19 protein-coding genes and 1 tRNA gene are annotated in these 21,182 nt (G+C 70.0%); 8 read left to right on the forward strand and 12 right to left on the reverse strand.

The window, feature by feature from the left end; genetic code table 11:
• Positions 1-84: 84 nt before the first annotated feature.
• Together ACX80W_RS10675 and ACX80W_RS10680 are read left to right on the forward strand one after the other, a co-directional pair.
• Positions 85-160, forward strand: a tRNA-Leu gene (locus ACX80W_RS10675).
• 304 nt (positions 161-464) lie between these two features.
• Entirely contained in the window at positions 465-1,868 is a 1,404-nt protein-coding gene (locus tag ACX80W_RS10680; protein WP_459283066.1) for an ABC transporter substrate-binding protein, read from the forward strand.
• Between the two features lie 171 nt (positions 1,869-2,039).
• Here ACX80W_RS10680 and ACX80W_RS10685 read toward each other — a convergent pair whose 3' ends face one another.
• From ACX80W_RS10685 to ACX80W_RS10715, 7 genes are all read right to left on the reverse strand, one after another.
• The gene (locus ACX80W_RS10685; RefSeq protein WP_459283067.1) at positions 2,040-2,963 is read right to left on the reverse strand and encodes a hypothetical protein; all 924 of its coding nucleotides are present in this window, start codon (positions 2,961-2,963) and stop codon (positions 2,040-2,042) included.
• A 65-nt stretch (positions 2,964-3,028) separates the two neighbouring features.
• Positions 3,029-3,676, reverse strand: a complete 648-nt coding sequence (locus ACX80W_RS10690) for a DUF305 domain-containing protein (protein WP_459283069.1) — start codon at positions 3,674-3,676, stop codon at positions 3,029-3,031.
• 52 nt (positions 3,677-3,728) lie between these two features.
• Positions 3,729-5,921, reverse strand: a complete 2,193-nt coding sequence (locus ACX80W_RS10695; RefSeq protein WP_459283071.1) for a copper-translocating P-type ATPase — start codon at positions 5,919-5,921, stop codon at positions 3,729-3,731.
• Between the two features lie 147 nt (positions 5,922-6,068).
• Positions 6,069-6,809 (reverse strand): ABC transporter ATP-binding protein, encoded by a 741-nt coding sequence (locus ACX80W_RS10700; RefSeq protein WP_459283073.1) that lies wholly within the window; start codon positions 6,807-6,809, stop codon positions 6,069-6,071.
• A complete protein-coding gene (locus ACX80W_RS10705) occupies positions 6,806-7,795 on the reverse strand; it encodes an ABC transporter ATP-binding protein (RefSeq protein WP_459283127.1) in 990 nt (329 codons plus the stop codon). Before ACX80W_RS10705 ends, ACX80W_RS10700 begins: the two co-directional genes overlap by 4 nt.
• A 113-nt stretch (positions 7,796-7,908) precedes the next feature.
• The gene (locus ACX80W_RS10710; RefSeq protein WP_459283075.1) at positions 7,909-8,889 is read right to left on the reverse strand and encodes a branched-chain amino acid ABC transporter permease; all 981 of its coding nucleotides are present in this window, start codon (positions 8,887-8,889) and stop codon (positions 7,909-7,911) included.
• An 8-nt stretch (positions 8,890-8,897) separates the two neighbouring features.
• The gene (locus ACX80W_RS10715; RefSeq protein ID WP_459283129.1) at positions 8,898-10,199 is read right to left on the reverse strand and encodes a branched-chain amino acid ABC transporter permease; all 1,302 of its coding nucleotides are present in this window, start codon (positions 10,197-10,199) and stop codon (positions 8,898-8,900) included.
• 298 nt (positions 10,200-10,497) lie between these two features.
• Here ACX80W_RS10715 and ACX80W_RS10720 point away from each other — a divergent pair, with 298 nt between their 5' ends.
• On the forward strand, positions 10,498-11,349 hold the full coding sequence (locus ACX80W_RS10720) for a Bax inhibitor-1/YccA family protein (RefSeq protein ID WP_459283077.1): 852 nt from the start codon (positions 10,498-10,500) through the stop codon (positions 11,347-11,349).
• 132 nt (positions 11,350-11,481) lie between these two features.
• Here the strand turns inward: ACX80W_RS10720 and galK are convergent, their stop codons facing one another.
• From galK to ACX80W_RS10735, 3 genes are read right to left on the reverse strand one after another with little or no spacing between them, the layout of a single operon-like run.
• Positions 11,482-12,636, reverse strand: coding sequence for a galactokinase (gene galK / locus ACX80W_RS10725; protein ID WP_459283079.1), 1,155 nt, complete (start codon positions 12,634-12,636; stop codon positions 11,482-11,484).
• Positions 12,633-13,766, reverse strand: coding sequence for a galactose-1-phosphate uridylyltransferase (galT, locus tag ACX80W_RS10730; RefSeq protein WP_459283081.1), 1,134 nt, complete (start codon positions 13,764-13,766; stop codon positions 12,633-12,635). Before galT ends, galK begins: the two co-directional genes overlap by 4 nt.
• A complete protein-coding gene (locus ACX80W_RS10735; RefSeq protein ID WP_459283083.1) occupies positions 13,763-14,557 on the reverse strand; it encodes a DeoR/GlpR family DNA-binding transcription regulator in 795 nt (264 codons plus the stop codon). Before ACX80W_RS10735 ends, galT begins: the two co-directional genes overlap by 4 nt.
• Before the next feature lie 155 nt (positions 14,558-14,712).
• Between ACX80W_RS10735 and ACX80W_RS10740 the strand changes: the two genes are divergently transcribed.
• The 4 genes from ACX80W_RS10740 (at position 14,713) to ACX80W_RS10755 (ending at position 18,865) form a co-directional block, all read left to right on the forward strand.
• Positions 14,713-15,627 carry an aldose 1-epimerase family protein gene (locus ACX80W_RS10740; protein ID WP_459283085.1) on the forward strand — a complete coding sequence of 305 codons (915 nt, stop codon included), beginning with the start codon at positions 14,713-14,715 and terminating at the stop codon, positions 15,625-15,627.
• Positions 15,628-15,661: 34 nt separating this feature from the next.
• On the forward strand, positions 15,662-16,966 hold the full coding sequence (locus ACX80W_RS10745) for an AI-2E family transporter (protein ID WP_459283087.1): 1,305 nt from the start codon (positions 15,662-15,664) through the stop codon (positions 16,964-16,966).
• A gap of 65 nt (positions 16,967-17,031) precedes the next feature.
• Positions 17,032-18,276, forward strand: a complete 1,245-nt coding sequence (ilvA, locus tag ACX80W_RS10750; protein ID WP_459283131.1) for a threonine ammonia-lyase — start codon at positions 17,032-17,034, stop codon at positions 18,274-18,276.
• On the forward strand, positions 18,260-18,865 hold the full coding sequence (locus ACX80W_RS10755; protein ID WP_459283089.1) for a rhomboid family intramembrane serine protease: 606 nt from the start codon (positions 18,260-18,262) through the stop codon (positions 18,863-18,865). Before ilvA ends, ACX80W_RS10755 begins: the two co-directional genes overlap by 17 nt.
• 31 nt (positions 18,866-18,896) lie before the next feature.
• On the opposite strand, the gene greA is transcribed toward ACX80W_RS10755, so the two are convergent.
• Positions 18,897-19,388, reverse strand: coding sequence for a transcription elongation factor GreA (greA, locus tag ACX80W_RS10760; RefSeq protein ID WP_459283090.1), 492 nt, complete (start codon positions 19,386-19,388; stop codon positions 18,897-18,899).
• A 316-nt stretch (positions 19,389-19,704) separates the two neighbouring features.
• The gene (locus ACX80W_RS10765; RefSeq protein ID WP_459283092.1) at positions 19,705-20,145 is read right to left on the reverse strand and encodes a DUF4307 domain-containing protein; all 441 of its coding nucleotides are present in this window, start codon (positions 20,143-20,145) and stop codon (positions 19,705-19,707) included.
• An 87-nt stretch (positions 20,146-20,232) separates the two neighbouring features.
• Between ACX80W_RS10765 and mca the strand changes: the two genes are divergently transcribed.
• Positions 20,233-21,156, forward strand: coding sequence for a mycothiol conjugate amidase Mca (gene mca, locus ACX80W_RS10770; RefSeq protein ID WP_459283094.1), 924 nt, complete (start codon positions 20,233-20,235; stop codon positions 21,154-21,156).
• The last annotated feature ends 26 nt before the right edge of the window (positions 21,157-21,182 follow it).

Genomic DNA, 21,182 nt, shown 5'->3' on the forward strand with positions numbered 1-21,182 from the left:
CTTTTAACCGGCCCGCGTCGGGGGACATCGTGGCGGAGGCCGCTGCCCCGGCGCGATATTCTTGACCTGCGGCGCAGCCGCCCGGCCCCAGTAGCCCAATGGCAGAGGCACCAGACTTAAAATCTGTTAAGTGTCGGTTCGAGTCCGACCTGGGGTACCACGGCCAACCCCGGCGCGCCGCCGGAGGCATCGGCCCCGATCACCCGGAGCACCTTCGTGGTCCGGTCTCCGTCCCGGTGCGGCTCCCCGTCTGCCCGGACTCCTCCGCTACCCGCACTTCCGCCTCCCGTGCCCCGGGTGTCCCGGTGTCAACCCCGCAGGACGCCGGGTGTGACGAGCGTTACAAGGATGTAACCGGATTCCCTTATGTTCGGCCTGTTTTTGCATTAGCTTTTCTACATACCAGGAACACCTGGTGAGTGCATTAAAGGCTGACGACGCCTTTCGGTCGAGGAGAAAAATTGATGACTGTAACACGCAACCCGATGCGGTCCGGCATCGGGGAGAATGCTCCGCGCGCAGCGAAGATCGCAGCCCTCAGCCTGGGTATTGCACTCTTTGCCTCGGGCTGTGGCGGCGGTGGCGGAGGATCGACGGCGCCCGAGGGCGAGGGCGACTCCACCGCCTCCGCATCGGCCGAAACCGCAGGCGCACTGTCCTGCCCGCCCAGCGAAGGCGGCAAGGCGGCCGAGGCAGGCGAAAAGGGCGACCCCTCGGCTGTCCCCGAGGCGAAGACCGTCACTGACACGCCCCTGAAGCTCGGCTCGATCCTGCCGACCACCGGAACCCTCTCGTTCCTCGGCCCACCGGAAATCGCCGGCGTGAACCTCGGCGTCAAGGAAGTCAACGAAGCAGGCGGCGTCCTCGGCAAGGAAATTTCCGTTGTGCACCGCGACTCCGGCGACACCACCACCGACATCGCGACCCAGTCGGTGACCGAACTCCTGTCCCAGGATGTCAGCGGCATCATCGGTGCCGCTTCATCCGGTGTCTCCAAGACGGTCATCAACCAGATCACCGGAGCGGGCGTCGTGCAGTTCTCGCCGGCGAACACCTCCCCGGAGTTCACCGACTGGGACGACAAGGGCCTCTACTGGCGCACAGCGCCGTCCGACGTCCTGCAGGGACGCACGCTCGGCAACTACATCATGTCCTGCGGCGCCCAGACCGTCGGCATGATCGTCCTCAACGACGCCTACGGCACCGGCCTGCAGGCGAACATCACCGAAACCGTTGAAGGAGCCGGTGGCCAGGTCGTCGCCGCAGAACTGTTCAACGAAGGCGATTCCCAGTTCAGCAGCCAGGTCGACGCGGTGGTGGCGGCCAAGCCCGACGCCATCGTCATCATCACCTTCGACCAGGCCAAGAGCATCGTTCCGCTGCTCACCGGCAAGGGCATCGATCCCTCGAGCATGTTCATGGTCGACGGCAACACCACCGACTACAGCAAGGACCTGGAGCCGGGCACCCTCGAGGGCGCCCAGGGCACCATCCCCGGTCCCTTCACCGGCGATGCCTTCCAGAAGGCGCTGCTTGAGCTCGATCCCAAGCTGACCAGCTGGAGCTACGCCGGTGAAAGCTACGACGCCGTGAACCTGATGTCGCTGGCGGCCGAGGCCGCGGGCAGCACCGAGGGCACCGCGATCGCCGGAGAACTCGAGGCTGTCTCGAAGGACGGCGAGAAGTGCTTCGACTTCGCGGGCTGCGTGACCCTGCTCCGCAACGGTGAGGACATCGACTACGACGGCATCTCCGGCCCGGTCTCCTTCGACGAGAACGGTGATCCCACCGAAGCCGCCATCGGCATCTACCAGTACGACGAGAACAACGTGCCGCAGCCGAGCCGTTCCGAGGTTGGCAAGCTCTAACCTCCGGAACCCCGGCCAGCGCGCAACCGCTGCACCGGAAGGCCCCGTCCTGTACCCTCCCCGGAGGGCAGGGCGGGGCCTTCCGCGTACCCGGCCACGACGAACGCACCCGAAAGCGACGAACGGACCCGGTATGTCGGGTCCGTTCGTTTTTTTCGGGTGCGCCGGTCGCTATGGAGTGCGCGTGCGGGCGCGGGCGACGGCGTAGGAGCGCCTGCGCAGCGCGGCGGCCCACCCGTAGGTCGCCGCGGTGGGCAGCGGATTCAGCACCGGGTCGAACCGCAGGTCCGCCCGGTCTTGGTCCGGAGCGAGCGCAAGGGTCAGGGTCCCGAACGGGAGCCAGGGCCCCAGTGGCCGGGCATAGCACAGCTCCATCGTCCAGGTGCCGCCGCCGAGCGTCCGCCGGAAGGCCGGCAGCGACGCCGGAAGCCGCACCGGCCGCCGCAGGTTCCGCCCGCCTGGGCGCCACCGTGCGGGCGTCCGGAGTCCGGCCCACCCACCCGCACGGCGCCGGCTCACAAGCCATCCCGCTGCGGGGATCCGCGGCCCGACGGCCCGCCCGCCCGAGGTGCGCGTGCCCGAGGCGTGCCCTCCCGGGGCCGGTACTCCCACCGCCGGTCCTCCCGGAGCATCGGGACCGGTGGTCCGCGCGGCAAGGAGGACGGGCCCGCGCTCCCCGCGGTACGGCATCATCGTGGTCAGCGGGGAGCGGGCGATGTCCCGCCGTGGCACCAGCAGGAACCGGCCGACCGGGGAGCTTCCCGTCGAGGCCAGCAGCACGTCGGCGACGGCGTCGCCCGAGGGTATCCTCACGGCGAGGCCGACGATGTCAGGCAGCGGACCGGGCAGGCCCACCGAGCGCGAGAGCCGCGCCTGAACCGGGGTGCTCCCCGCGGTGTCGAGCCAGGGGATGCCGCTGGTGGCACTGCCGTCGACGGTGAGGGTCCCGCCCAGGCGCACGCCGTGCGGATGGATGGGGCGCACCGGCCGGAGGATCTTCATGATCCGGAAAACCCCGGCGAAGCCCCCGCCGGCAACCCTGGCTGCGACCCTGCCTGCAGCCCTTCCTGTGCCGCTGCTCGTCTCCGTGCTCATTGCGTCCTTCCACGTTCGGGGGCGGGACCGCCCGGCCCCGGGCGCCGAAGGCGGTCCCGGGAAGTCTAGAGGCCCGCCAGCAGGGCTTCCATCTCCAGAATTTCGGACTCCTGGGCTTGCACTATCGATGAGGCAAGCTTCCTGGCGCCGGCATCGGCCCCGGCCTCGAGCTCGCGCTGCGCCATGCCGACCGCTCCCCGGTGGTGTTCGATCATCCCGGCGAGGAACATCCGCGACGCCTCCGCGCCCTCGGCGGCGGCGAGGGCGTCCAGCTCATCCCCGCTCATCATCCCGTTCCCGGCGCTCCCGCCGGTGGTGGCTTCCCCGCCATGTGCGGAACCATGACCGCTCCCGCCGTCGGCCTCCGCGTCGGGTTCGCCCCACGCGTCGAGCCAGCTCTCCATGGTCTCGATCTCCGGTGCCTGGGCGTCGCGGATGCGGGTGGCCAGCGCCGTGACCTCCGGATCGATTCCGTCCTTGGCCAACATCAGCCCGCTCATCTGGACGGCCTGCTCGTGGTGCGGGATCATCCCGGCGGCGAATTCGACGTCGGCGGCGTTGGACAGTCCGGCCGACACGGTGGGGGAGCTGGACGCCGGCGGCGGTGCCTGCCCGGAATTATGCCCGGAGCCATGGCCGGCCTCCGGGCCGGCTCCACAGCCTGCGAGGACAAGGACCAGGGCAAGGCCGGTCAGGGCCGGGTAGCGTTTCATGTTCATCATCCTTTGGGTTCTCTGGTGGACAAGCACGTCGGGGTCGGTGCGTTTACGGGGTCGAGCGGGGTGTGCCCGCGAGGCGCCGCGGATCGAGGTCGATCCTGCGCAGCAGCTGGGCGTTCAGTGCGACGACGATGGTCGAGACGCTCATCAGCACCGCTCCGGCCGCCGGCGACAACAGCACACCGGCGAACGCCAGCACACCGGCCGCAAGGGGCACCGCGGCCACGTTGTACCCCGCGGCCCAGATGAGGTTCTGGATCATCTTGCGGTAACTGGCCCGGGACAGGTCGATCATCGAGAGCACCGCGCGCGGGTCGTTGCCCGCCAGCACCACGCCGGCGGATTCGATGGCGACGTCGGTGCCGCCGCCGATCGCGATCCCGACCTCCGCCCGTGCAAGGGCGGGGGAGTCGTTGACGCCGTCGCCGACCATCGCCACGGTGAGCCCGCGCGCCTGCAGTTCGGAGACCTTCGCGTCCTTGTCCTGGGGGAGGACGTCGGCGAAGACCTCGTCCACGCCGAGCTCTCGGGCGACCGCCTCGGCGACCTGCCGGGCGTCACCGGTGATCATGGCGACCTTCACCCCGCGCTCCTGCAGGGCCCGGACCGCGGCCCGGGACTCCTCCCGCACCCGGTCCTCAAGCGCCAGCGCACCGATGATGCGCCCGTCGCGGACCACCGAGAGCACCGACGCCCCGCGGCCCATCCACTCCGCCACCGGCCCGGCGATGCCGGCCGGGGTCGTCAGGGAGAGCTCGCGCAGGAGGTTCGGCCCACCGACGAGGACCTCGGAGCCGGCGACGGTGGCCCGCACCCCTCGCCCGGTCATCGAGGAGAACCCGGTGCCGGTGTAGCCCAGCTCGGTGGCCGCGGGGTCCGCGGCGGCCGCCCGGACCACCGCCCGCGCGACGGGATGCTCGCTGTCGGCCTCGGCGGCCGCGGCGAGGGCCAGCAGCTGCGCGCGGTCGATTCCGGGGACCGCGGCGGTGCCGGTGACGGCCGGACGGCCCTCGGTGAGGGTCCCGGTCTTGTCGAAGAGCACGACGTCGATGGTGCGCATCCGCTCGAGCGCCAGCCGGTCCTTGATCAGCACCCCGGCCCGGGCGGCCCGCTCGGTGGAGAGGGCGATCACCAGGGGGATGGCCAGGCCCAGGGCGTGGGGGCAGGCGATGACGAGCACGGTCACGGTGCGCACGACGGCGTCCTCGGGGCTTCCGAGGGCCAGCCAGGCGAGGAACGTCACGACGCCGGCGGTGAGGGAGAAGTAGAAGAGCAGGGCGGCGGCCCGGTCGGCCAGGGCCTGCGCCCGGGAGGAGGAGGCCTGCGCGTCCGCGACGAGCCGCTGGATTCCGGCCAGCGCCGTGTCGCCGCCGACGGCGGTGACCGCCATGCGCACGGCGTTGTCCGTGGCCACCGTGCCGGCCGTGACGGGATCCCCGGTCCGGCGGAGCACCGTGCGCGATTCGCCGGTGATCATCGATTCATCGAACTCCGCCGCGCCGTCGGTGAGAGTGCCGTCGGCAGGCGCCCGCGACCCGGAACGCACGAGGACGACATCGCCGGGGGCGAGCGAGGCTACCGGCACGGTTTCGATCCCGTCCGCGGTGACCCTCTCGGCCTCGTCGGGCAGCAGTGCGGCGAGGGCGTCGAGGGCGCCGGCGGCCGAGCCGAGGGCGCGCATCTCCATCCAGTGGCCCAGGAGCATGATGACGATCAGCAGGGCGAGTTCCCACCAGAAGTCGAGGTCAAACCCGCCGAGGCCGAGGGTGGTGCTCCAGGAGGCGGCGAAGGCCACGGTGATGGCCATGGCGATGAGCAGCATCATGCCGAGCTGCCGCGACCTCAGTTCGCCCCACCCGCCGCGCAGGAACGGGGTGCCGCCATAGACGAAGATGGCCGTGCCCAGTACCGGGGGAATGAGCGCCGCCCCCGGGAAGGAGGGTGCGTCGTACCCGAGGAGCATGGCGAACATCGGGCTGAAGGCGACGACCGGAACGGCGAGGGCCAGGCTGATCCAGAACCTGCTGCGGAACATGGCGGTGCTGTGCCCGGCGTGGTGGCCCGCGGCGTGGGTTTGATGGTCATCGTGCCCGGTATGACCGGCCGGACCTGCCGAACCGGTGGGCGGGGCGCTCTGATGCACCGCCGCGGGGGAGTGCTCGTGCACCCCGGGGGAGTGCTCGTGCACCCCGGGGGAGTGCTCGTGCACCCCGGGGGAGGGCTGGGTTCGATGCTGCATGGGAGGCTCCTTGACCTGGCCCGGAAATCCTGACACGCCGAACATATACCCCTGGGGGGTATACGTCAAGGGGTTGAGCGGCGCCGCGGCTTAAAAGACTGCGGGCGGCCCGTTTCCGGTGCCGCCCGCAGGTTCCTTGCTGGGAAATCAGGCCGTGTCGGCCAGGGTGCCCAGGTACAGCTGGATCACCTTGGGGTCCTTCATCAGTTCACGCCCCGTTCCGGTGTACGCGTCCTTGCCCTGGTCGAGCACGTACGCGCGGTCGCAGATCTGCAGGCAGCGCCGCGCGTTCTGCTCGACCATGATCACCGAGACGCCGGCCCGGTTGATCTCGTGGACGCGCAGGAACGTCTCGTCCTGCTTGACGGGGGAGAGACCCGCGGAGGGCTCGTCGAGCAGCAGCACCGCCGGCTCCATCATCAGGGCCCTGCCCATGGCAACCATCTGGCGCTCGCCGCCGGAGAGCGAACCCGCCCGCTGGGCGCGCCGCTTGCCCAGTTCGGGGAAGAGGCCGGTGACGAAGTCGAACCGCTTCTTGAAGTCCTTGGGCCGCTGGTACATGCCCATCTGCAGGTTCTCCTCGATGGTCAGCGTCGAGAAGACGTTGTTGTTCTGCGGCACGAAGCCCACGCCCTGGGTCACCAGGCGGTTCGCCTTCAGGCCGGTGAGGTCCTTGCCGCGCACCATGACCTGCCCCGAGTGGATCTTGACCAGGCCGAACATCGCCTTGAGCAGCGTCGACTTGCCCGCGCCGTTCGGCCCGATGATGCCGATCAGTTCGCCCCTGCGGGCCTCGATGCTGCACCCGTTGAGGATGTTGACCCCCGGCAGGTAACCGGCCACGAGGTCGGTCACCTTCACCACTGAGTCGCCTTCGTACTCGCTCATCGCTTTGTCTCCTCAGTGCCGGTGGATCCGGTTCGGGTGGATCCGGGTTCGCTGACCTCGGTGATCGAGTGGCCGAGGATTCCCTCGTCCTCGGTGCCGACGACCGATTCTTCGTCCCGGGCGAGCTCCTCCTCGAGGCGCTCGACGCCGGCGGAGTCGCCGAGGTCGACGTCGTGGTGCGCGCCCAGGTAGGCGTCGATCACGGCCTGGTCCTTCATGACGATCTCGGGCGGACCCTCGGCGACGACCTTCCCTTCGGCCATCACCACCACCCAGTCGGCGATGTGGCGGACCATGTGCATGTCGTGCTCGACGAACAGCACGGTCATGCCTTCGGCCTTGAGGTTCTTGATGTGGTCGAGCAGCGACTGGGTCAGGGCCGGGTTCACGCCGGCCATCGGCTCGTCGAGCATCACGAGCCGTGGCTTGACCATCAGGGCCCGGGCCATCTCCAGGAGTTTGCGCTGCCCGCCCGAGAGGGAGGCCGCGTAGTCGTCGCGCTTGGCGTCAAGCTTGAACTTGGCGAGCAGCACCTCGGCCTGGGCGGTGATCTCCTTTTCACGGGCACCCCACAGGTTCTTGAACAGGGCCTTGGCCAGGCTCTCGCCGGGCTGCTTGGTGGCACCAAGGCGCATGTTCTCGATGACCGTCAGCTTGCCCATGACCTTGGTGAGCTGGAAGGTGCGCACCATGCCCATGCGGGCCACCTTGTAGGGCGGGACCTTCGCGAGCGCCTTGCCGTCGAACTCCCAGTCACCGCTGTTGGGGGTGTCGAACCCGGTCAGCAGGTTGAACAGGGTCGTCTTTCCGGCGCCGTTGGGGCCGATCAGGGCGGTGATTTTGTTGCGCGGGATCTCGAGGTACTCGACGTCGACGGCGTTGATGCCGCCGAAGCTGCGGGTGACGTTCTTCGCCACTACGATCGGGTCCCGCTTGCGGCAGCCCGGACCGGCCTCGCCGGTGGCGATGGGCCGTGAATCGTTCATGTAGTCCTCGCCGGCGGGGGCCTCCGCGACGGCGGACCCTGCGGAGGCGGGCTCCGACGGCGTCGCCCGGTGCGCGCCGCCGCCGGACCGGGCGGGGTTGGTGGGATTCTCGCTCATGCGAATGCCAGCTCCTTCTTGTTGCCCAGCACGCCCTGCGGCCTAAAGACCATCAGCAGCATCAGGGCGATACCGACGAGGATGTAGCGCAGCTGCCCGGCCTGGACGTTGGTGAGGAAGGTGATGGCACCCGACTCGATCGCCCCGTACAGGATGCCCTGGGTCAGCGACAGGACCAGCCAGAACATCATGGCGCCGATCACCGGCCCCAGCACAGTGGCCATGCCCCCGAGCAGCAGGCAGGTGTAGAGGAAGAACGTCAGCTCGGTAGCGTAGTTGGCGGGCTGGACGGCGCCGCGGGGAAGGGTGAAGACCATTCCCGCCAGGGAGCCGAGGATGCCGCCGATCACGAGCGCCTGCATCTTGTAGGCGTAGACGTTCTTGCCGAGGGCGCGGACGGCGTTCTCGTCCTCGCGGATTCCCTTGAGGACCCGGCCCCAGGGGCTGCGCATCAGCAGCCACACGGTGAGGCAGGCGATGATCACGACCGACCAGCCGACGACGCGGATCCAGAAGTCGCGTTCGTTCATGGCGAGCGGGCCGATGTTGTAGGTGCCCGCCGGGAAGGGGTTGAGCCCGTAGAACCCGCCCTCGAAGGCCGCCAGGCCGTTCGCCGAACCGGTGACCTCCGTCAGGTCGTTCGTCGTCACCACGTAGCGGACGATCTCCGCGGCGGCGATCGTCACGATCGCCAGGTAGTCGGCGCGGAGACGCAGCGTGGGGATGCCCAGCACGATGGCGAAGATGACCGACGAGAGTAGGGCCACCAGCACCGCGACGGGCAGCGGGGCGTTGAAGGTCAGGGTGGAGATGGCGAAGCCGTAGGCGCCGACGGCCATGAAGCCGGCCTGGCCGAAGTTCAGCAGGCCCGAGTAGCCGAAGTGGACTGCCAGCCCGAGGGCGGCCAGCGCGTAGGCCGCCGTCGTCGGGCTGATGAGCTCACCGAAGGCGTTGACAAGGATGTTTCCGAAATCCATGGTGACCCCTAACCTATGCGCTCGCGGCGGCCGAGAATACCCTGCGGCCGGAAGAGGAGCACGAGAATCATGATGAGCAGAGCACCGACGTACTTAAGGTCGGCCTCGAGCCAGAGCGTTGAGATTTCCACGAAGAGCCCCACGATGATCGACCCGACAAGTGCGCCGAAGACGGTGCCCAGGCCGCCGAGCACGACGCCGGCGAAGATCAGCAGCAGGATCTGCTGGCCCATGTTGTAGGAAACCCCGGGGCGGTAGTACGCCCACAGGATGCCGCCCAGGGCCGCGAGCATGCCGCCGATCACCCAGACGATGCGGATCACCCGGTCGACGTCGATGCCGGACGCCGCGGCGAGCGCGGGGTTGTCGGCGACCGCGCGCGTGGCCTTGCCGATGCGCGTGCGCAGGAGCAGGAAGGCCACCAGCAGGATCACGACGAGGCTGACGACCAGCGAGTTCAGGTTGTTCCGCGAGATGGAGACAGCCCCGAGGCTGATGACCTCACCCTGGGAGCCGGGAAGCTGCGTGGTGGCGCCGCCGAAGTTGAACTGGATGATGTAGCGCAGCGCCAGCGCCAGCCCGATGCTGACGATCATCATCGGGACGAGGCCGGTGCCGCGGTTGCGCAGCGGCTTCCACAGCCCGGCGTCCTGCACGTAGCCCAGCACGCCGCCGCCGATCACGGCCAGGACGATGGCGACCGGGGCGGGGAGCCCGAGCGCGGCGAACCCGAAGGTGAGGACCGCCCCGAGGGTGACCATCTCGCCGTGGGCGAAGTTGGTCAGGCCGGTGGTGCCGAAGATCAGGGACAACCCGACAGCGCTCAGGGCCAGGAGCAGCCCGAAACTGAAGCCCGCGAGGGCCCGCTCGGCGAGGGTGTCCCAGAAGGTGCCGCCCTGGGCGACGATGCCCTCACCGAAAAGGAAGAGGGTCGTGGCATTGGAGGTTCCGGCGAAGGTGACGGTGCGCGGGTTCTCCTGGCCCTCGGCGAGGGTGATGCCCGCGGGGAGGGTGTCCTCGTCGACCTCGACCTCGTACGAGCCCTGTTCCGGTACGCCGATGGACCAGAAGCCGTTCTCGCCGGAGGTGGTCTCGCCTTCGAAGCCGTTGCCCGTGGCCGTGATGGTGACATCGGCGATGGGGCCGTCGACGCCGCGGAGGACGCCGCTGATGCGGTCCTGGAACTCTTCCGCCTGAACAGTTGCAGGTACCGCGGAATTCATCGCCCTCACGGGCGGCTGGGTGGACGCCTGCGCTGACGGTGCGCTGAGAAGCACGGCGAGAAGGACGCTGAAAAGGGCAGCGACCATCTTCCCGAGCCGTGCAGGCGTCGGTTGGGTTATCAAGATAGGAACCTCCACTGTGGGGGCCGCCTGCCGGACGGGCAGGAGATCATACGTGTGACTGGTGTCACTCAATGTGGAGCTTATGTTACTCGGGCACCGATTCCGTTCGGCCCCAATCGGGGCTGCGCAGGTAGCGATTGGATAACAACTGCGCCGCCGCGGCGTGGTGGAGGGCCCAGGATGGGGAACAAAACCCGCCGGAATGCGTTGATATGTGTAGGGTTGTGTCAACTTACAGCCCCCAATTGGAGGACTACAGAAAATGGCAATCGGCGGAAATCCGGTTTTCAACGGAAAGACCTTCCGTTCAGCCGCCCGCGGCACGAGCCCGGCGGCTTACGGCACGACGACCTTCGCTGGTCAGTCGGCCCTGAACCAGCAGCAGCTGGAGCACATGTACAACCGCCCCGCGGCGGGCCCGGCCGAGACCGGCCGGATGACCTACGACGACGTCATCGTCAAGACCATCCTCTCCATCGCCGTGGTCCTGCTGGGAGCCGCTGTTCCGGCGCTCCTGCTCCCGGGCCTGGCTCCGGTCCTGATGATCGTCGGGCTCATCGGCGGACTCGTCCTCGGACTGGTCAACTCCTTCAAGCGCGAGCCGGTTCCCGGGCTGATCCTGGCGTACTCGGCGCTCGAGGGTATGTTCCTCGGCGGAATCACCATGACCCTCGAGGCCTTCCTGCCCGGTATCGCGCTCCAGGCCCTGATCGGCACCCTGACGGTGTTCGGCGTGACCCTGGCCCTCTTCAAGAGCGGCAAGGTGCGTGCGACGCCGAAGGCGATGAAGTTCTTTATGATCGCCATGCTGAGCTACCTGGCGTTCTCGCTGATCAACCTCGGCCTCGTGGCCTTCGGTGCCATTGATTCGCCGTGGGGCCTGCGCTCGGAAGTGGTCATCCTCGGCATCCCGCTCGGCGTCCTGGTCGGCATCCTCGCCATCGGCCTCGCCGCGTTCTCGCTGATCATCGATTTCACCCAGATCGAGGAGGCGGTCCGGAACGGCGCCCCGCAGCGCTACTCGTGGACGGCCGCCTTCGGCCTCACGGTCACCCTGGTCTGGCTGTACATCGAGTTCCTGCGCCTCATCGCGATCCTGCGCGGCGACGAGTAACCGACCGGCAGAACCACTCGATGACTGAAGAATGAACCAGGAAGGGCCCGCAGCATCCGCTGCGGGCCCTTCCTTTTGGATCCCGGTGGCACCCGGGCTACCGGGTGCCACCGCTTCGTCCGCGGCCGGGGCTCAGGCCACCCGGCGGGCGCCGGCGTCCGGCATCACGCTGAAGATCGCCGGTTCCTTGTAGCCGGCGCCGGCAAAGGCGGCCGTAACCGCCTCGGTGACCGCGCCCGCGTCGGCGCTGTGCACCAGGGCGATCGCGGCGCCGCCGAATCCACCGCCGGTCATCCGCGCCCCCACGGCGCCGGCCGACACCGCGGTGTCAACGGCGAGGTCCAGTTCGGGGCTGCTGATCTCGAAGTCGTCACGCATCGAGGCGTGGCTCTGGTTCAGCAGCGGCCCCAGCGCACCGGGTCCCTTGGTGGTGAGCACGGCGACGGCGTCCTCGACCCGGGCGTTCTCGGTCACCACGTGGCGCACCCGCCGGAAGGTCTCCTCGTCGAGGATCCCGGCGGCGTTGCCCAGGTCGGACACCGAGAGGTCGCGCAGGGCGGGCACGCCCATCTGTTCGGCGCCCTTCTCGCAGGACGCCCGCCGGGAGGCGTAGCCTCCGGTCGAGTGTGAGTGGCTCACCCGGGTGTCCATCACGAGCAGGGTCAGTCCCGCGCCGTCGAGGTCGAGCGGCACGAGCATCGTCTCGAGGCTGCGGCAGTCGAGGAAGACGGCATGACCCACCTCCCCCTGGAGCGAGGCCGTCTGGTCCATGATGCCGGTCGGGGCGCCGACCATCTCGTTCTCCGCCAACCGCCCGATGGTGGCCAGCTGCGATCGGGTGAGCCCGGCGTTGGCCAGGTCGTTCGCCGCGGCCGCGACGGCGCACTCGAGCGCGGCCGAGGAGGAGAGCCCGGCGCCGACGGGCACCGAGGAGTCCACGAGCAGGTCCATGCCCGGGGTCTCGTGGCCGGACCGGCCGAACGCCCAGAGCACGCCCACCGGGTAGGCCGCCCAGCCCTCGACGCCGCCCGGAGCCAGTCCGTCGAGGTCCGCGGTGACGACGTCGCCCCCGGGGAAGGTTGAGGCGACCCGGACGGTGCGGTCGGTGCGCGGGCGGGCCGCCACCAGGGTGGAGCGGTCGATGGCGAAGGGGAGTACGAAGCCGTCGTTGTAGTCGGTGTGCTCGCCGATCAGGTTCACCCGGCCGGGTGCCGACCAGACGCCGGCGGGTTCGGCGCCGAAGCGGGCGGTGAAGGCAGCGGCGAGTTCCGGTGCGGAGAGAGTCATGGGGTGGCCTTTCCTTCGGTTGCGGGCACGGCGTTGCGCAGCCGGTCCGCAACCTGCTCGGGGGTGGTGTCGTTGATGAAAGCTCCCATGGCGGCTTCGGAGCCGGCCAGGAACTTCAGCTTGTCCTCCGCGCGGCGCGGCGAGGTCAGCTGCAGGTGGAGGTAGCTGGCCGGCCGGATGAGCGCGTCGAGGGGCGCCTGCTGCCAGGCGGCGATGTACGGGGTGGGGGTCGAGTAGAGGGCGTCGACCTTGCCCAGCAGGTTCAGGTAGACCTCGGTGAGGTCATCGCGCTCGGCCGGGTCCAGTGCCGCGAGGTCGGGGACCTGGCGGTGCGGGACGAGGTGCACCTCGAGCGGCCAGCGCGCGGCGAAGGGGACGAAGGCGCTGAAGTGCCTGCCCTCGAGGATCATCCGCTCCCCGGAGTCCCGCTCCCGCTTCAGGGCGGCGCCCATCAGGGTCTCCCGTCCCCCGGAGGCCTGGTGGAAGGCCAGGGCCTGGGCGCCCAGCTGGGCGGCACGCGGGGGGATGAAGGGGTAGGCGTAGATCTGGCCGTGCGGGTGGAGCAGGGTGACGCCGATCTCGGCGCCGCGGTTCTCGAAGGGGAAGACCTGCCGGATGCCTTCCATCGCCGAGAGGGCCTCGGTGCGCTGGGCCCACGCGTCGATGACGGTGCGGGCGCGCTCGGGGGAAAGGGAGGCGAAGGAACCGTCGTGCGCCGGGTCGAAGGCGATGACCTCGCAGCGCCCGAAGGCCGTCGTCGTCGTGCCCCACCCGGGGGTATCCGGCAGCGGGCCGAGCTGCGGGCCGAAGGAGGCGAACCGGTTCTCGAACACCACCACCTCGTAGTCCGGGGCCGGGATCTCCGAGAGGTAGCGCTCGCTCGACGCGCACAGGGGGCACTGGTCGGCCGGGGGGAGGTGCGTGCGGGTCTGGCGGTGCGCCGCCACGGCGACCCATTCGCCGCTGAGCGCGTCGTACCGGGCATCGCCGGTGGCGGTGCCGCGGGGGTCGAGCCCGCGGCGGTCCGTGGTCGCGGCGGTGTCGGCGTGCAGCCGGGCGGAATCCTCCGAGGCGTCGAAGTAGATCAGCTCGCGGCCGTCCGAGAGCGTTGTGGGGGTGATGTGCGTCATGTGAGGGCTTTCCTTGTGTCCTTGATGGTCTCGGGGGTGGTGACGAGGGTCCGCCGTGCGAAGCCGGGCTCCGCAGGAAGGGTGTCGGTGATCAGGCACGAGGTCTCCTCGAGGCCGGTGATCCGGGCCAGGCTGACGACGCCGAACTTCGTCGAGTCCGCCAGCACCACCAGGTGCCCGCAGCCCTCGGCGAAGGCCCTGTTGGTGTCGGCCTCGGCGAGGTTGGGGGTGGTGATGCCGGCCTCGACGTCGACGCCGTGGACGCCCATGAAGCACAGGTCGACATGGAGGGTCCGGATGGCGGCGGTGGCCAGCGGTCCAACAAGGGCCTCGGAGGGGGAGCGCTCCCCGCCCGTGAGCAGCACGGCCGGTCCGCGGCCGCCCGCGGCGAGCCGGTGGAGCCGGTCCGCCGCGGGGAGGGAGTTCGTGACGACCGTGAGCCCCTCGATCTGCGTGAGGTGCTCAACGAGCTGGACCGTTGTGGTGCCGGCGGTCACCGAGATGGTCATCCCCGGAAGCACAAGTTGGGCCGCGGCCCGGGCGATGGCCCGTTTCTGGGACGCCTGGCGGCGGGTATTGGCCGGGAAGCCGGGTTCGGTGGCGGCCAGCACTCCCGCCCGCGCCGCGCCGCCGTGGATGCGGTGGACCGAGCCGGCGGCCGAGAGGGCGTCGATGTCGCGGCGCACCGTCATCTCGGACACGCCGAGCTTGCCGGCGAGTTCGGTGACGCGCACCACCGGGCGCCCGTCAAGGGCCGCGAGGATGGCGGCGTGCCGCTCCGCAGCGAGCATTCCACCTCCCGGGCAGTGGCGGCGGCCGGGCGCCGGAGCGCCGCGGCCGGGGCCGAACAAAATCGAACAGAAACTAACATATCCGAAAGCCGGGACGGACGGAAGCCCGCTCTCCGGGACTGAGGATTCCCCCGGACCGGCGGTAGCATCGGGGCATGGATACTCCCAGCCGGCCGGCCTCCGGCACGAACTACGTCCTCACCTCCGGCACCTCCACCGCGGTGGTCGCCTCCCTCGCGGCGGCCCTGCGCTCCTACACCGTGGACGGGGTGCTGCTGACCGAAACCTGGGGCGAGGACTCGATCCCCGCCGGCGGCGGCGGGATCCTCCTCGCGCCATGGGCCAACCGCATCGACCGCGGCGTCTGGATGCTCGACGGCGCCGAGCAGCGCCTCGACATCACCGAACCCTCGAAGGGCAACGCGAGCCACGGGCTGCTGCGCAACACCGGCTACTCCGCGCAGTCGGTGGCCGGGGACGCCGTCGTCCTCGCCGCCGAGATCTTCCCGCAGCACGGCTACCCCTTCCACCTCACCCACACCGCGGCCTACGAACTGACGGGTGAGGGGCTGCAGGTCACCCAGTCGCTCACCAACCACTCATCGGCCAGGGCGCCCTTCGGCCTGGGCGCCCACCCCTACCTGAAGATCTCCGGGGTGCCCACCGAGGATCTCACCCTCACGGTGCACGCCGACGACGTCTTCGACACCGACGAGCGCTCCATCCCGGTGGGCCGCGTCCCGGTGTCCGGGGAGAGGGACCTGCGCGCCGGGCAGCGCGTCGGCGACATCGAGTTCGATTCGGCCTTCACGGGGCTCACCGCCGTAGACGGTCGCTTCGAGCACACCCTCGCCGCCCCGGACGGCCGGTCCGTGACCCTCTGGGCCGACCCGGAGTTCGGGTTCGTGCACGTGTTTATCAGCCGCACCTATCCGGGCGTCGACCGGGCGGTCGCCGTCGAGCCCATGACGGCGCCGGCCAATACCTTCAACTCGGGGGAGGGCCTGAGGTGGCTCGAGCCCGGCGCGACCTTCTCCGCCCGGTGGGGAATCCGCCCGCGTCTCGGTTAACTCCCGGGAGAGGCTTGTATGGAAGGATTGGCTCATGCAGCGACTCTCCGGAGGTTTCCCCAAGCGGACTCTCCCGCGTGCCGTTCCCGCCGCCGCCACCCCGGGCGCCGCCGACGGCACGGCTGCACTTCCCTCCGCCGCCCCCACCGGGGCGGCCGATCCCGCCGCACAGTCCCCCCGCGCACCCCGCGGCACTGCCGGTGGATCCCCAGCACGGACCGGACGCCCCGCTCCGCAGGATGATGTTCCCTACGCACTGAGGGTCGGCGCCGCCTGGTCCTGGCGCGTGGGAATCGTCCTGGTTGTCGCAGGAGTCCTCATCTGGCTGCTGAGCGCCATCTCGCTGCTCGTCATCCCCTTGATGATCGCGGGCCTGCTCTCCTCACTGCTGCTGCCGTTCACGACGTTCCTCACCCGGCACAGGGTCCCGACGGGGCTGGCGGTCGCCGTCACCGTCGTCGGGCTGATCCTGCTGATCGGTGCGGCGCTCTCGCTCGTGGGACGGCAGCTGGCGCTGGGCTTCGCAAGCCTGTGGGCCGAGGCGCGGGCCGGGATCGAACAGGTCCTCGACTGGCTGTCCGACGGGCCGCTGAACCTCACCACCGACCAGGTCACCCAGTACCTGCAGGACGCCGGGAACGCGGTGCAGAACAACAGCGGCTCCATCGTCAGCGGCGCGCTGTCCTTCGGGAGCAGCGCGGGACACTTCGCGGCCGGTTCGCTCCTCACCCTGTTCGCCCTGATCTTCTTCCTGCTCGACGGCGGACGGATCTGGCGCTTTCTCGTCGGCCTGGCGCCGCTCCGGGCGCGGGCCGCGATCGACGGCGCGGGCCGCCGCGGCTGGACCTCGATGGCAACCTATGTCCGGGTCCAGCTCCTCGTGGCCTTCGTGGACGCGGCGTGCATCGGCGCCGGTGCGGCGGTGATCGGGGTTCCACTGGCGCTGCCGCTGGCGGTGCTCGTGTTCCTCGGCTCCTTCATCCCCATCGTCGGAGCGCTCGCCACCGGGTTCCTCGCGGTGCTGCTGGCCCTGGTGGCCAACGGCTGGGTGAACGCCCTGATCATGCTCGCGATCGTGCTCGTCGTCCAGCAGCTTGAAGGCCATTTCCTGCAGCCCATGGTGATGGGGCCGGCGGTTGCCCTCCACCCCCTCGCGGTGGTGCTGGCGGTGACCGGCGGGACCCTCGTCGCGGGAATCCCCGGCGCGCTGTTCTCGGTGCCGCTGCTGGCCGTGCTGAACACCTCAGTGAAATACATTGCGCGGCGGGCCTGGGAGACCGATCCGGCCCTGCGCGGGTCGCATCCGGCCCCGGATCCGCTGCCGCTCCCCGAATCCTGAAATGAGACAACCCTGTGACAGAGCAGACGGCCCTTGGCGCCGCGTCCACCCACACCCTCGAAGAAATGTCACGGCTCCCGGTCACCCTCGGTGACGTCGAGGCCGCCCAGGAGCTGCTGCGCGGGGTCATCGCGCGCACGCCCATCGAGGAGTCCCGGGCGCTGGGCCGGCTCATCGGCGCCAATGTCTGGCTCAAGTGCGAGAACCTCCAGCGGGCCGGCTCCTTCAAGGTGCGCGGGGCCTACACCCGGATGGCGAAGCTGACGCCGGCCGAACGCGCCCGCGGCGTCGTCGCGGCCTCCGCCGGAAACCACGCCCAGGGCGTGGCCGTCGCCGCCAGCCGGCTCGGCATCCGGGCCCGGATCTACATGCCGCTGGGGGTCGCGCTGCCCAAGCTCGCCGCCACCCGCGGGCACGGCGCCGAGGTGGTCCTCCACGGGCACAATGTCGACGAGGCCCTCGCGGAGGCCCAGCGGCACGCCGACGAGACGGGCGCGGTGTTCGTGCACCCCTTCGACAATGTCGACGTCGTGGCCGGGCAGGGCACGATCGGCCTCGAAATCCTCGAGCAGTGCCCCGAGGTCGACACCATCCTGATGGGCGTCGGCGGCGGCGGGCTCCTGGCCGGGGTCGCGGTGGCGGTCAAGGCCCGCGCGCGCGAGCTCGGCCGGAACATCCGCATCATCGGCGTGCAGGCGGAGAACGCGGCCGCCTACCCGCCCTCGCTCGCGGCCGATGCGCTCGTGCCGCTGACCAAGGTGTCCACCATCGCCGACGGCATCGCCGTTGGCCGGCCGGGCCAGCTGCCGTTCTCCATCATCCGGGAACTCGTCGACGACGTCGTCACGGTCAGCGAGGACTCCCTCGCGCGGGCCCTGATCTTCCTGCTGGAGCGCACGAAGATGGTCGTCGAACCGGCCGGCGCCGTCGGAATCGCCGCGCTGCTCGACGGCAAGCTCACCGAAAACGGGGCCCTGCCGGGCAACACCGCCGTCGTGCTCTCCGGTGGCAACATCGACCCCATGCTGATGCTCAAGGTGATCCAGCGCGGCCTCGCCGCCGCCGGCCGCTACCTCGTGGTCCGCATGCTGCTCGATGACCGCCCCGGTTCGCTGGCGACCATCTCCCGGATCATCGCCGAGTCCGACGCCAACGTGACCGGCGTCGACCACACCCGGGTGGGCGGCTCCATCAGCATGGGCGATGTCGCGATCACCATCAATATGGAGACCAAGGGCGATGAGCACTGCGAGCAGGTCCTGAGCAACCTGCGGGCCGAAGGTTTCCAACCCGTTGTCATCCAGGGCTGAGATGCTGGCCCGGCGCGCGAAGACCGGCCTCGCCACCGTCCTGGTGTTTGCCGCGGTGCTGTGGGCGCTCTACCTCGTCGACACGTTCTCCGGCCGGGGGCTGACCTCGTTCCTGGCGATCGAGCCGCGCCGGGTCCGCGGCCTTGACGGGATCCTGTTCGCGCCGCTGCTCCACGGCGGCGTCGGGCACCTGCTGAGCAACACGCTGCCGCTGGTGGTGCTCGGCTTCCTCGCGTTCCTCGAGGGGATCCGCCGGTTCGCCGTGGCCCTGGGCAGCAGCTGGCTCGCCAGCGGGTTCGGCGTCTGGCTCACCGGCGGCGGGCTGACGATCGGCGCCTCGGGGGTGGTGTTCGGCCTGTTCACCTACCTGATCGCCCGCGGTTTCTACAACCGGAACTGGAGGCAGATCCTCCTGGCGGTGGTGGTGTTCTCGATGTACGGGTCGATCCTCTGGGGGGTGCTGCCCGTCGTCGGCTCCAACATCTCCTGGCAGGCGCACCTGTTCGGGGCCCTCGGCGGGCTCCTCGCGGCGTTCCTGCTGCGGAAGCGGCCCGTCCCTTCCGGAACGGACCGCATCCTGCTGCGCTGAACCGCCCTCGCCCGGGCGGCGTGTGGGCCGCTCAGCCGGCGTAGGGCTTGGCGGCGAGGATCTCCACGGTGATGGTCCGGCCGTTGGGCGCGGTGTAGCTCACCGTGTCACCGGCCTTCTTGCCCTGGATGGCGGCGCCGAGGGGCGAACGCTCGCTGTAGACGTCGATGTCGGTGTCGCCGGCGACCTCGCGGCTGCCGAGGAGGAAGGTTTCGACGTCGCCGGCGATTTTCGCCTCGACCATCATGCCCGGCTCCACCACGCCGTCGTCCGCGGGGGCCTGCCCGACCTGCGCGTTGTTGAGCAGCGCGGTGAGCTGGCGGATGCGGGCCTCGGCCTTGCCCTGCTCCTCCTTGGCGGCGTGGTAGCCGCCGTTCTCCTTGAGGTCGCCCTCCGAGCGGGCCTGCTCGATGCGAGCAACGATCTCGGTGCGCCCGGGCCCGGAGAGGTGTTCCAGCTCGGCCTTGAGGCGCGTGTAGGACTCCTGCGTGAGCCAGGCAACGGGTGCGCTGTTAGTGGACACGGGGCATCTCCTTTGGTATGTCCGGACCCGCGCGTGCGGGCCGGCTCTTGGTGTTCTGCCCGCCGGCCGGAACCGTAAGGCCGACCCACAAGCAAGAACCCCGCCGTCTGGGTGACCACGGGGGGTCTCCGTCGGGGCGGGGCGTGTATTCGTCCAGTCTAGTCAGCACCCCGGGATAACCCAAGAAAAAACCCAGTGGCCTTCTTTTCGCTGCCGCCCGGCGTTCCGGCGCCCTCCGCCGAGTGTGCGGATCACCACCCTTCGGGGGCGGCAAAGCGTGGGAAGGTGCAGTTTCGGCGGGGCGCCGGGTGCGGGGTCAGTCGCGGGTTCCGGCAATCCAGCAGCTGTCGACGCCACCGGAGACCCCGGGGGAGTCGGTGCGCAGCTCGACCCGCTGCGCCGTCGTGCGCCCGCCGTCCGCCGCATCCGTCGCGGCAGTGGGTCCGATCGTGACGACCTTCCACCCGACGATGGCGTAGTTCTCGCTGAGCACCTGCACGGCGCACCGGGCGGTGGCGTCCGTGGGCTTGGTCACCTCGAAGTCCACCCGCGCCTCCTGGTTCGAGGAGAGGGCAAACCCCACATCCTTGAAGGAGACCCGCGGCGCCACCGTGGAAAAGGCAAAGATGCCGATGACGATCACGGCTGCCGCGAGGGCCCCGACGATCCACCAGCGGCGCCGCCCGGCCGCGCGCACCGGCTTGGGGGCACCGTAGCGATTGGCTACTCTTGGGGGAGGCGCATGCTCGGAGCTCACCTCCGTATTTTACCGTCGATCCGCGGCGCGGTTCTCCAGCACCGCGGCCCGCGCACCTGCCTCACCCGACCCTTCCCAGGAGCCTCCTTGTTCAGCACGGATAACACCGCCGCGTCCCGCCATGGATTCCGCCTGCTGGCGGTCCATGCCCACCCCGACGACGAGTCGAGCAAGGGCGCGGCGACCATGGCGAAATACGCTGCCGCCGGCGTCGACGTGCTCGTTGCCACCTGCACGGGAGGCGAACGCGGCTCGATCCTGAATCCGGCGATGGAGGGCGACGCCCACGCCCGCCGGGACCTGGCCGGCCTGCGCCGCCTGGAGATGGCCCGCGCGGCGGAGGTGCTGTCCGTCCGGCAGCGCTGGCTGGGTTTCGCCGACTCGGGGCTGCCCGAAGGGGACCCGCTGCCGGACCTCCCGGCGGGCTGTTTCGCCCTCCAGCCGCTGGAGCGGGCCGCCGCGCCCCTGGTCCGGCTCGTGCGCGGGTTCCGCCCGCACGTGATCCTCAGCTATGACGAGAACGGCGGATACCCGCACCCCGACCACATCATGGCCCACCGGGTCGCCGTGGAGGCCTTCGAGGCGGCCGGGGACCCCGCCCGCTACCCCGGCACCGGGGAGGCCTGGCAGGTGGACAAGCTCTACTACGACCGCGCCTTCAACCCTGAGCGTTTCCGTGCCCTGCACTTCGCCCTCGAGGAGGCGGGGATCCAGTCGCCCCACGCGGAGCGGATCGCCCAGTGGCTCGAGGCGGACGCCGAGGGCCACCAGCCGCCGGCCCCCACCCACGCGACGACGACCCAGATCGACGCCGGCGACTTCTTCGGGCTGCGGGACAAGGCCCTGATGTCGCACCGCACCCAGGTGGACCCCGAGGGGTTCTTCTTCGCCGTCTCCGCCGAAATGCAGCGCAAGGTGTGGCCGTGGGAGGACTACTCGCTGATCCGGTCCCATGTCGAGTCGTCCCTCCCGGAGCACGACCTCTTCGCCGGAATCACGGAGCCACGCTGAGCCGGGGACCCGTAGAATTGGAAGGT

It is taken from the genome of Arthrobacter melezitosi (genome assembly GCF_054511055.1).

Bases quoted from the DNA above. Each gene is read 5' to 3' on its own strand.
- ACX80W_RS10680 (WP_459283066.1), top strand. From the start codon at position 465: ATGACTGTAACACGCAACCCGATGCGGTCCGGCATCGGGGAGAATGCT.
- ACX80W_RS10685 (WP_459283067.1), bottom strand. From the start codon at position 2,963: ATGAGCACGGAGACGAGCAGCGGCACAGGAAGGGCTGCAGGCAGGGTC.
- ACX80W_RS10690 (WP_459283069.1), bottom strand. From the start codon at position 3,676: ATGAAACGCTACCCGGCCCTGACCGGCCTTGCCCTGGTCCTTGTCCTC.
- ACX80W_RS10695 (WP_459283071.1), bottom strand. From the start codon at position 5,921: ATGCAGCATCGAACCCAGCCCTCCCCCGGGGTGCACGAGCACTCCCCC.
- ACX80W_RS10700 (WP_459283073.1), bottom strand. From the start codon at position 6,809: ATGAGCGAGTACGAAGGCGACTCAGTGGTGAAGGTGACCGACCTCGTG.
- ACX80W_RS10705 (WP_459283127.1), bottom strand. From the start codon at position 7,795: ATGAACGATTCACGGCCCATCGCCACCGGCGAGGCCGGTCCGGGCTGC.
- ACX80W_RS10710 (WP_459283075.1), bottom strand. From the start codon at position 8,889: ATGGATTTCGGAAACATCCTTGTCAACGCCTTCGGTGAGCTCATCAGC.
- ACX80W_RS10715 (WP_459283129.1), bottom strand. From the start codon at position 10,199: ATGGTCGCTGCCCTTTTCAGCGTCCTTCTCGCCGTGCTTCTCAGCGCA.
- ACX80W_RS10720 (WP_459283077.1), top strand. From the start codon at position 10,498: ATGGCAATCGGCGGAAATCCGGTTTTCAACGGAAAGACCTTCCGTTCA.
- galK (WP_459283079.1), bottom strand. From the start codon at position 12,636: ATGACTCTCTCCGCACCGGAACTCGCCGCTGCCTTCACCGCCCGCTTC.
- galT (WP_459283081.1), bottom strand. From the start codon at position 13,766: ATGACGCACATCACCCCCACAACGCTCTCGGACGGCCGCGAGCTGATC.
- ACX80W_RS10735 (WP_459283083.1), bottom strand. From the start codon at position 14,557: ATGCTCGCTGCGGAGCGGCACGCCGCCATCCTCGCGGCCCTTGACGGG.
- ACX80W_RS10740 (WP_459283085.1), top strand. From the start codon at position 14,713: ATGGATACTCCCAGCCGGCCGGCCTCCGGCACGAACTACGTCCTCACC.
- ACX80W_RS10745 (WP_459283087.1), top strand. From the start codon at position 15,662: ATGCAGCGACTCTCCGGAGGTTTCCCCAAGCGGACTCTCCCGCGTGCC.
- ilvA (WP_459283131.1), top strand. From the start codon at position 17,032: ATGTCACGGCTCCCGGTCACCCTCGGTGACGTCGAGGCCGCCCAGGAG.